Origin of the sequence: Caproiciproducens sp. MSJ-32 (assembly GCF_018918055.1) — a bacterium.
Taxonomy (GTDB): domain Bacteria; phylum Bacillota; class Clostridia; order Clostridiales; family Clostridiaceae; genus Clostridium.
This window is the reverse complement of record NZ_JAHLPS010000020.1, coordinates 1-7,942: the sequence shown is the minus strand read 5'-3', so window position 1 is coordinate 7,942 and position 7,942 is coordinate 1. Positions and strand designations below refer to the sequence as shown.

Annotated in this window: 8 protein-coding genes; 7 read left to right on the top strand and 1 reads right to left on the bottom strand. The window is 27.4% G+C overall.

Going from position 1 to position 7,942, the window contains the following annotated elements; translation table 11 throughout:
- Positions 1 to 147 precede the first annotated feature (147 nt).
- The 4 genes from KQI16_RS02415 to KQI16_RS02400 all read left to right on the top strand — a co-directional run bounded on the left by KQI16_RS02415 (position 148) and on the right by KQI16_RS02400 (position 4,162).
- The gene (locus KQI16_RS02415; protein ID WP_216431952.1) at positions 148 to 1,077 is read left to right on the top strand and encodes a hypothetical protein; all 930 of its coding nucleotides are present in this window, start codon (positions 148 to 150) and stop codon (positions 1,075 to 1,077) included.
- A gap of 110 nt (positions 1,078 to 1,187) precedes the next feature.
- Positions 1,188 to 2,693, top strand: a complete 1,506-nt coding sequence (locus tag KQI16_RS02410; protein ID WP_216431950.1) for a DUF1846 domain-containing protein — start codon at positions 1,188 to 1,190, stop codon at positions 2,691 to 2,693.
- Between the two features lie 181 nt (positions 2,694 to 2,874).
- The gene (locus KQI16_RS02405) at positions 2,875 to 3,603 is read left to right on the top strand and encodes an HAD-IB family hydrolase (protein WP_216431948.1); all 729 of its coding nucleotides are present in this window, start codon (positions 2,875 to 2,877) and stop codon (positions 3,601 to 3,603) included.
- A 49-nt stretch (positions 3,604 to 3,652) separates the two neighbouring features.
- On the top strand, positions 3,653 to 4,162 hold the full coding sequence (locus KQI16_RS02400; protein WP_216431946.1) for a hypothetical protein: 510 nt from the start codon (positions 3,653 to 3,655) through the stop codon (positions 4,160 to 4,162).
- Between the two features lie 61 nt (positions 4,163 to 4,223).
- Here the strand turns inward: KQI16_RS02400 and ilvA are convergent, their stop codons facing one another.
- On the bottom strand, positions 4,224 to 5,420 hold the full coding sequence (ilvA, locus tag KQI16_RS02395) for a threonine ammonia-lyase (protein ID WP_216431945.1): 1,197 nt from the start codon (positions 5,418 to 5,420) through the stop codon (positions 4,224 to 4,226).
- 150 nt (positions 5,421 to 5,570) lie between these two features.
- Between ilvA and KQI16_RS02390 the strand changes: the two genes are divergently transcribed.
- The 3 genes from KQI16_RS02390 (at position 5,571) to KQI16_RS02380 (ending at position 7,847) form a co-directional block, all read left to right on the top strand.
- Positions 5,571 to 6,440, top strand: coding sequence for an SDR family oxidoreductase (locus tag KQI16_RS02390; protein ID WP_216431943.1), 870 nt, complete (start codon positions 5,571 to 5,573; stop codon positions 6,438 to 6,440).
- Positions 6,441 to 6,582: 142 nt separating this feature from the next.
- Positions 6,583 to 7,293, top strand: a complete 711-nt coding sequence (locus KQI16_RS02385) for a pseudouridine synthase (protein ID WP_216431941.1) — start codon at positions 6,583 to 6,585, stop codon at positions 7,291 to 7,293.
- An 11-nt stretch (positions 7,294 to 7,304) separates the two neighbouring features.
- The gene (locus KQI16_RS02380) at positions 7,305 to 7,847 is read left to right on the top strand and encodes a tRNA (mnm(5)s(2)U34)-methyltransferase (protein WP_216431940.1); all 543 of its coding nucleotides are present in this window, start codon (positions 7,305 to 7,307) and stop codon (positions 7,845 to 7,847) included.
- Positions 7,848 to 7,942 lie beyond the last annotated feature (95 nt).

Here is a 7,942-nt window from a genome sequence, read left to right as displayed (position 1 = left end):
GTCTGCCCATTAAACGAGGAATAATATTCCATATTAGTTTGAATTAAGAATTTTGTTATAAAAAATGATTATAGTCCAAATGTCAACTGAAAATTTTTTCTAAAAATTAAACACTAGTGAATGCTATTATTTCTTTTGGAGGATAAAATGTTAGATTTATTAATTTATTTAGACGAGAATTTAATAAAAAATTTAAATTCATTAGCTTTAAATGGATATATTGATATAAGAACTTTTAAGAAGGTTAGAGATAGATCGGTAGGGGGAATTGTTAGTTCAGCTGATAAAGATGGAAAGAGTTGGGATAGTAAAGAAGGAAAAGATAAAATTGAAGGTTATAAGACAAAACATAAGAATTATGCCAATAGTTCTTATTGTGGTAATGAAAGAAGTCTTGAATTTGAAGGTAAGAATTTTGATAGAAATGAACAGGAAATAAAAAAGATAAATACTTCTTTTACTTTTCATAGCGATTTGTTAAATTTTTTAAAAAGAAATAATAGTATAAAGAATATAGTGGAAACTAACAATTTAAGAGATATTTCAATAGGTGACTATATAGAAATAAAGGGGAATGTCCAAGAGACTTCGATTTTTAATTATATTGATACATTACTAAAAGTTTTTAATTGCTATGGCTATGATTTTTTAAATAGTTTAATTAATGATAATAAAGAATATAAATTAAACTATACTATAATTGCTAACTTGCTAACTGAATTAAAAAATTCAATTACTGTAAGTGAAACAAGAGATTTAATAATTAAAAGTGGTAATACATTTTTAGTTCTTCCTGTAAATGAAAATTATTTTTTAGATAGTCATTTTAATATGTTTGATATAGTTCATTGCAGCTGTAAAGTTTTTGGGAAGGTAATGATGGTGAAAGAAGATAAGGCTAAATGTATAAGCTTGTTAAGGAAATCCTCACAAGAAAGTTACTATGAAGAACTATTGAATTCTATAGACCCGTATTTAAGGTTATTAGAAAGAAACAACATAATACTTCCTAAGAAAGTGGATTGTAACATAAAAGGGAAAATGATAATGATATTACCTATAAGCATATGCATATAAATTGTATATGCTTTTTGTTTTTATGTAATAATATGTCTAGCAAGATAAGATAAAGTGGTATATAATATAAATTTGGAATTATACATAGAAAAGTAGGAAAGGGAAGAAAAATGAAGATAGGATTCGACCATAAAAAATACTTAGAAGAACAATCTAAATACATATTAGAAAGAGTAAATAATTATGATAAATTGTATTTGGAATTTGGTGGGAAATTAATGTATGATTTACATGCAAAAAGAGTACTACCAGGTTTTGATGAAAATGCAAAAATAAAACTTCTTCATAAGCTAAGAGAAAAAGTTGAAGTAATTATATGTGTATATGCTGGAGATATAGAAAGAAATAAAATTAGGGGGGATTTTGGTACAACTTATGATTTAGAGGTATTTAGGTTAATTGATGATTTAAGATCATATGACTTAGATGTAAACAGTGTTGTAATAACAAGATATGAAGAACAGCCTTCTGCAAAAGTATTTATTAATAAATTAGAACGTAGGGGCATTAAGGTTTATAAGCATAAGGCAACAAAAGGATATCCAACTGATGTAGATACAATAGTAAGTGATGAAGGATATGGAGAAAATCCATATATAGAAAGCACTAAGCCAATAGTAGTAGTAACAGGACCAGGACCAGGAAGCGGAAAGCTAGGAACTTGCTTAAGTCAGCTTTATCATGAATTCAAAAGAGGTAAAAAAGCAGGCTATTCAAAATTTGAAACTTTCCCAGTTTGGAACGTTCCTCTTAAACATCCATTAAATATTGCCTATGAAGCAGCAACAGTTGATTTAAAGGATGTTAATATGATAGACTCTTTCCACTTTGATGCCTATAATAAAGTTGCTGTTAATTACAATAGAGATATAGAAAGTTTTCCTCTATTGAAAAGAATAATAGAAAAAATTACTGGTAAAGAATCAATTTATAAATCCCCTACAGACATGGGTGTTAATAGGGTAGGTTTTGGCATAATAGATGATGAAGTAGTTAAGGAAGCATCAAAACAAGAGATAATTAGAAGATATTTTAAAACTATTTGTGAGTATAAAAAGGGATATGTAAATAAAGATACAGCTGATAGAGCAAAATTGATTATGGAAGAATTAAATTTAAAAGAAACTGATAGAAAAGTTGTATTACCTGCTAGGGAATATGCTCAAAAGAAGAAACAGCTATTAAATAAGAATGATGCCTATCCAGTTGTCGCTTTAGAGCTTGAAGACGGAAAAATTGTAACAGGTAGAAAATCAGAAATAATGGATGCTTCAGCTGCTGTAATATTAAATGCAATAAAATATTTAGCTAACATTGCAGACAATATTCATTTACTATCACCAGTAATATTAGAGCCAATAATAAATTTAAAGTCTAAAACTTTAGGTATAAAGCAAGCTTCATTAAATTGTGAAGAAATACTAATTGCCTTGAGTATATGTGCAGCAACAAATCCAACAACTCAAGTAGCTTTAGAAAAACTAACTTCTTTAAAGGATTGCCAAGCTCACTCAACTACATTAATTTCATCAAATGATGAACAAACCTTTAGAAGATTGGGAATAGATGTTACTTGTGAGCCAGAATTTGAAAGCGAAAAATTATATTACATATAGTAGCTAATATTCTTAAAGAGATTATAGAGAGGATAGTATAAAACTATTTTCTCTATTTTTTTATAAAAATAATGACAAAAATAAAAATATGATATATATTATTAAATAATATTCTAATACTATAAAAAGTAAGTTTTTGAAAAACAAATGATATAGTAAATAACAATAAAGGAGGGATATTATGAAAAAGATAGCAGCATTTTTCGATATAGATGGAACAATATATAGAGAAGGCTTAATAACAGAAGTATTTAAAAAAATCATAAAATATGAACTAGTAAGTGAAGATAGATGGTATAAAGATGTAAGACCTTCTTATATTAAATGGGATAAAAGACAAGGGGATTATGATGATTACCTTTCAAAAATGGTTGATGTATATATAGAAGCAATAAAGGGAGTAAATAAATCTTATGTAGAGTATATTGCAAAAAGAGTAATTGAACAAAATGGAGATAGGGTATATACTTTTACAAGAGACAGGCTTAAATGGCATAAGGAACAAGGGCATTTAGTAATTGCAATTTCAGGATCCCCTGTAGAATTAGTTAAGGAAATGTCTGAGAAATATAATATGGATGATTATAGGGGAACGATATATCAATTAGATTTTCTAAATAATTATAACGGAGAAGTAATTCCTATGTGGGATCATGAAAGTAAGCTTAAGGCTTTAACAGAGCTTGCAAGTAAATATAATATAGATTTAGAAAATAGCTATGCTTATGGTGATACATCAGGAGATTTTACAATGTTTAAATCAGTAGGGAATCCTTATGCTATTAATCCTACAAGAGAATTAATAGGAAAGGTTATGGAAGATAAATATGTAAAGGAAAAAATAAATTTAATAGTTGAGAGAAAGGATGTAGTATATAGTATAGATTTAGATACAGTAAAAATACTATAAAAATTATAAACTAAGGAAGATAAATATTTTATTATAGAAGGGGATTAAAATGCTTGAAATTAATAATAAAACTTTAGAAGAAAAATTAAAGCAATTAAAAAAAGCTATTGAAATTGTAGGAGGAAAAAGCTTTCTAGATAATTTAAAAAGCGATAATAAATTAGCTGAATTTTTAATAGAAAAATCCTTAACAAATGAAATAGTGGAGATTGAAATAGAGAATAGAAAATACTCAGTTCATAGTTTGTGCAAAAAAAAGCTGGACTATGAAAAGGCTTATATAAAAAATAAAAAGAAAAATATAGAAAAAATTGTTTATAAAATAAAAAAATACAATACTTATTTAGATTCCCTAATAAGAAAATATAAAAAAGATCAAAGTTTTAAAAATTTACTAAAAATTAAAGCAGAGATAGAAATAAGATACAAAAGTGATATTGATAATTTTATTTTGTGCGAAATTAAAAATTTAAATGAAGATAATAAAGAGTATTATGGTGAATTTTTAAATTCTAAAAAGGAAGACTTTATAAATCTTATTTTACATTCATTAATTTAAAATTTAAAAAATGCATTGTAATTTTTTATAATTTACAATGCATTTTAATAATTTGATAAAATTAAAATATTTGATTTATATTGTATCCCATGCTAAAGAACTTATCTTTAATTAACTGAATATGTTCCTCTCCATTAGTTTCAACTGTTGCTTCTAATAGTACGTTTTTCAATCTGTTATTTGCCTTAAACTGATTATGCTCTAATTGAACAATATTAGCATTTAATTCGTATAAGCTTTTAGATATCTTATATAATTGTCCCGGACAATTAGGAAGTTCTAAAGAAAAACAAAATAATCTTTTCCTTTCTACTAAACCATCTTTTAATAAGGATGATATAGTTAACATATCAATATTACCACCACTGACAACGGTGACTATGTTTTTATTACTAATACCTAATTTTTTTAAAGCAGCTAAGCTTGTTGCAGCAGAAGCTTCCACAACCAGTTTTTGCTTTTCGCATAGGTCTAAAAAGGCCTTTGAAATTTCCTGATCAGAAACAGTTATAATTTCATCAACATATTTTTTTATAAAATTAAAAGTCTTGCTTCCTGGAGATTTAACAGCTATCCCATCTGCAATTGTATTTACTGTATCTAAAGAAATCAGTTTTTTATTTTTAAAGCTCAATTCCATTGCATTTGCTCCTTCAGCTTGTACACCTACGATTTTAACTGATGGTTTAAGTTCCTTTGCTGCAAGGGCTATACCGCTTATTAAGCCACCGCCTCCAATGGGACATATTATCATATCAACATTTTCAAGCTGTTCAAAGATTTCTAAAGCAATAGTACCTTGTCCAAATATAACATTTAAGTCATTAAAGGGATGTATAAAAACTGACCCCGTTTCTTTTTCAATTTCTTTTGCTTTCAAATAAGCATCATCATAACATTCTCCGTGAAGAACAATATTCCCGCCATAATTTTTAGTAGATTGAACTTTTAAAAAAGGCGTAGTTTTAGGCATAACAATAGTTGATTTTACTCCTAGCATAGTTGAAGCATAGGCAACTCCCTGAGCATGGTTACCAGCAGAAGAGCAAACCACACCAAGTTTCTGTTCTTCCTTTGAAAGGGATTTTATTTTATTAAGAGCACCTCTTATTTTATATGCTCCTGTTATTTGTAAATTTTCACATTTAATATAAATATTATTATTTTCCTTAGAAAAAAAGGGACTATATATTAATGGTGTCTTTAATATGATGTCTTTAATATTCTCTCTTGCCTTTTTAATATCCTCTAAATGCATACCCTTATACCTCTATACAAAAATTTTTCTTAAAATTTGATTTACATAAATATTATAACATCATAGTAAAAATATAGATATTGAAAATTTTTAAATGTATATTTTATTTTAAAGAATAAAAAATATTAATATAGTTTGAAAGGAGGTTTAATGATGAATTGTGATAATTTTCCAAGATCTTTTCCTCCCCAAAAGCAAGATGTGCAGCCAGGTATAGAGGAAAAGATGAATCCAAAACCCATTTATAAGGATGATTCAATAATTGGAGCTAATAAGCTTAAGGGAAAGGTAGCGGTTATTACTGGAGGCGACAGCGGAATAGGAAGGGCTGTATCAATTGCTTTTGCAAGGGAAGGAGCAAAAGTTGCTATCATTTATTTAAATGAGCATGAAGATGCCAATAAGACAAAAGCAGAAATTGAAAATATGAATGGTGAATGTTTAATGATTCCTGGAGATATTGGGGATCCTGTTTTTTGTGCTTCTGCTATAACTCAAGTTATAAATAAATTTAAAACCATAAATATTTTAGTAAATAATGCGGCTGAACAGCATGTTTCTAATTCCTTGGAGGAAATAACTAATGAGCAGTTTGAGAGAACCTTTAAAACTAATGTGTATGGTCCTTTTTATTTGACTAGGGAAGCACTAAAGTATTTAAAGAAGGGAGATTGCATAATTAATACAACTTCAATAACTGCTTATAAAGGAAATAAGAAATTAATAGATTATTCAATGACAAAGGGGGCATTAACCACTTTTACAAGATCCTTGGCTTTAAATTTAGCAGGAAGAGGAATTAGAGTCAATGCAGTAGCGCCAGGACCAGTTTGGACCCCATTAATTCCTTCTTCAGATAATCCTGAAGCAGTATCTCAATTTGGAGTACAAAATCCAAGCGGAAGGGCTGGTCAGCCTGTGGAATTAGCAGAAAGTTATGTATTTTTAGCAAGTGATGGAGCATCTTATATTAATGGAGAAACAATTCACGTTAATGGTGGAGAAATTACTAATTCATAATATAAATAACTTTATAAAAAGTAACAGCTTAGGATTTTTTCTGGCTGTTACTTTTTATTATATTTTAGTTTAAATGTTTATTGCGCAAAATAAAATACTAGGTTAGTATTATTATTGTTAAAATTAATACGGAGTGATTTTTATGGAAGAAAGACTACAAAAATATATGGCTAGTTGTGGAGTAGCCTCTAGAAGAAAATGTGAGGAATTTATCCTTTCTGGGGAAGTTAAAGTAAATGGTAAAGTTGTAAAAGAATTAGGTGTAAAGGTTAATCCGGAAAAGGATAAAGTATATTTTAGAGGAAAAGAAATAAAAAAAGAAACTCAAAAGTTATATATAATGTTAAATAAACCTGAGGGGTATATAACTTCTGTTAAGGATGAAAAAGGAAGAAAAACAGTTTTAGATATAGTCAAAGTAAAGGAAAGAATTTATCCAATAGGAAGACTGGATTATGACAGTTCAGGCTTATTATTATTAACAAATGATGGAGAAATTTATAATAAAATAATTCATCCAAGAGTAAACTTAAATAAAAAATATATTGCTTTATGTAAGGGAATTTTTACTGAAGAAAAATTAAATAAGTTTGAAAAGGGAATTGATATAGGAGGATACATTACTGCTGAAGCTAAAATTAAGGTTTTAGAGTTGAAGAAAGATAAAAGCCTAGTTGAAATAATAATTCATGAGGGGAAGAATAGGCAGATAAGAAGAATGTGTTCAGCCTTAGGCCATGAAGTTATAAAGTTGAAAAGAATTTCTATTGGAGAAATAAAACTTGGCAATTTAAAAAAGGGTGAATATAGATATTTAACTAAAAAGGAATTGGAATATATTAATTCTTTGTAGGGAGATGGAGTATGTTTAAATATGTAGGAAATATAAGTGATTTATCTCATTATATAATAGATAAATTTATTATTGAAAAAAAGGTTGCAATAGATGCTACCCTAGGAAATGGATATGATACAGATTTCTTGGCAGATAAATTTGAGAAAGTTTATAGTTTTGATATACAAAAGGAAGCCTGTGAGAAATATTTATTAAAAAATTTAATTAATGTTAAAATTATAAATGCTTCCCATCATTTCTTTGAGAAGTATATAAAAGAGAAAGTAGATTGTATAATGTATAATTTAGGTTTTCTTCCAGGAGGAGATAAAAATGTTACGACTATGCATGATACAACTTTGATGAGTATTAAAAAAGGGCTAGAACTTCTAAACAATGGTGGAATTATGACTATTTGTATTTATAGAGGACATAATGAAGGTAAGATAGAAGAGACTTGCATATTAGAGTATTTAAAAAGCTTAGATAAATACAAATTTGGAGTTATGCTTCATTCTTACTTGAATAGAGATGAAAGTGCGCCTATATTAGCTGTTGTAGAAAAAAAGTAAAATTTATAAATTTATATTTTAGCATATGAATTTATAGAAATTATTCACAAAATGAAATTTTAATTGATGAATTATTCAAAAGATGTTAATATATA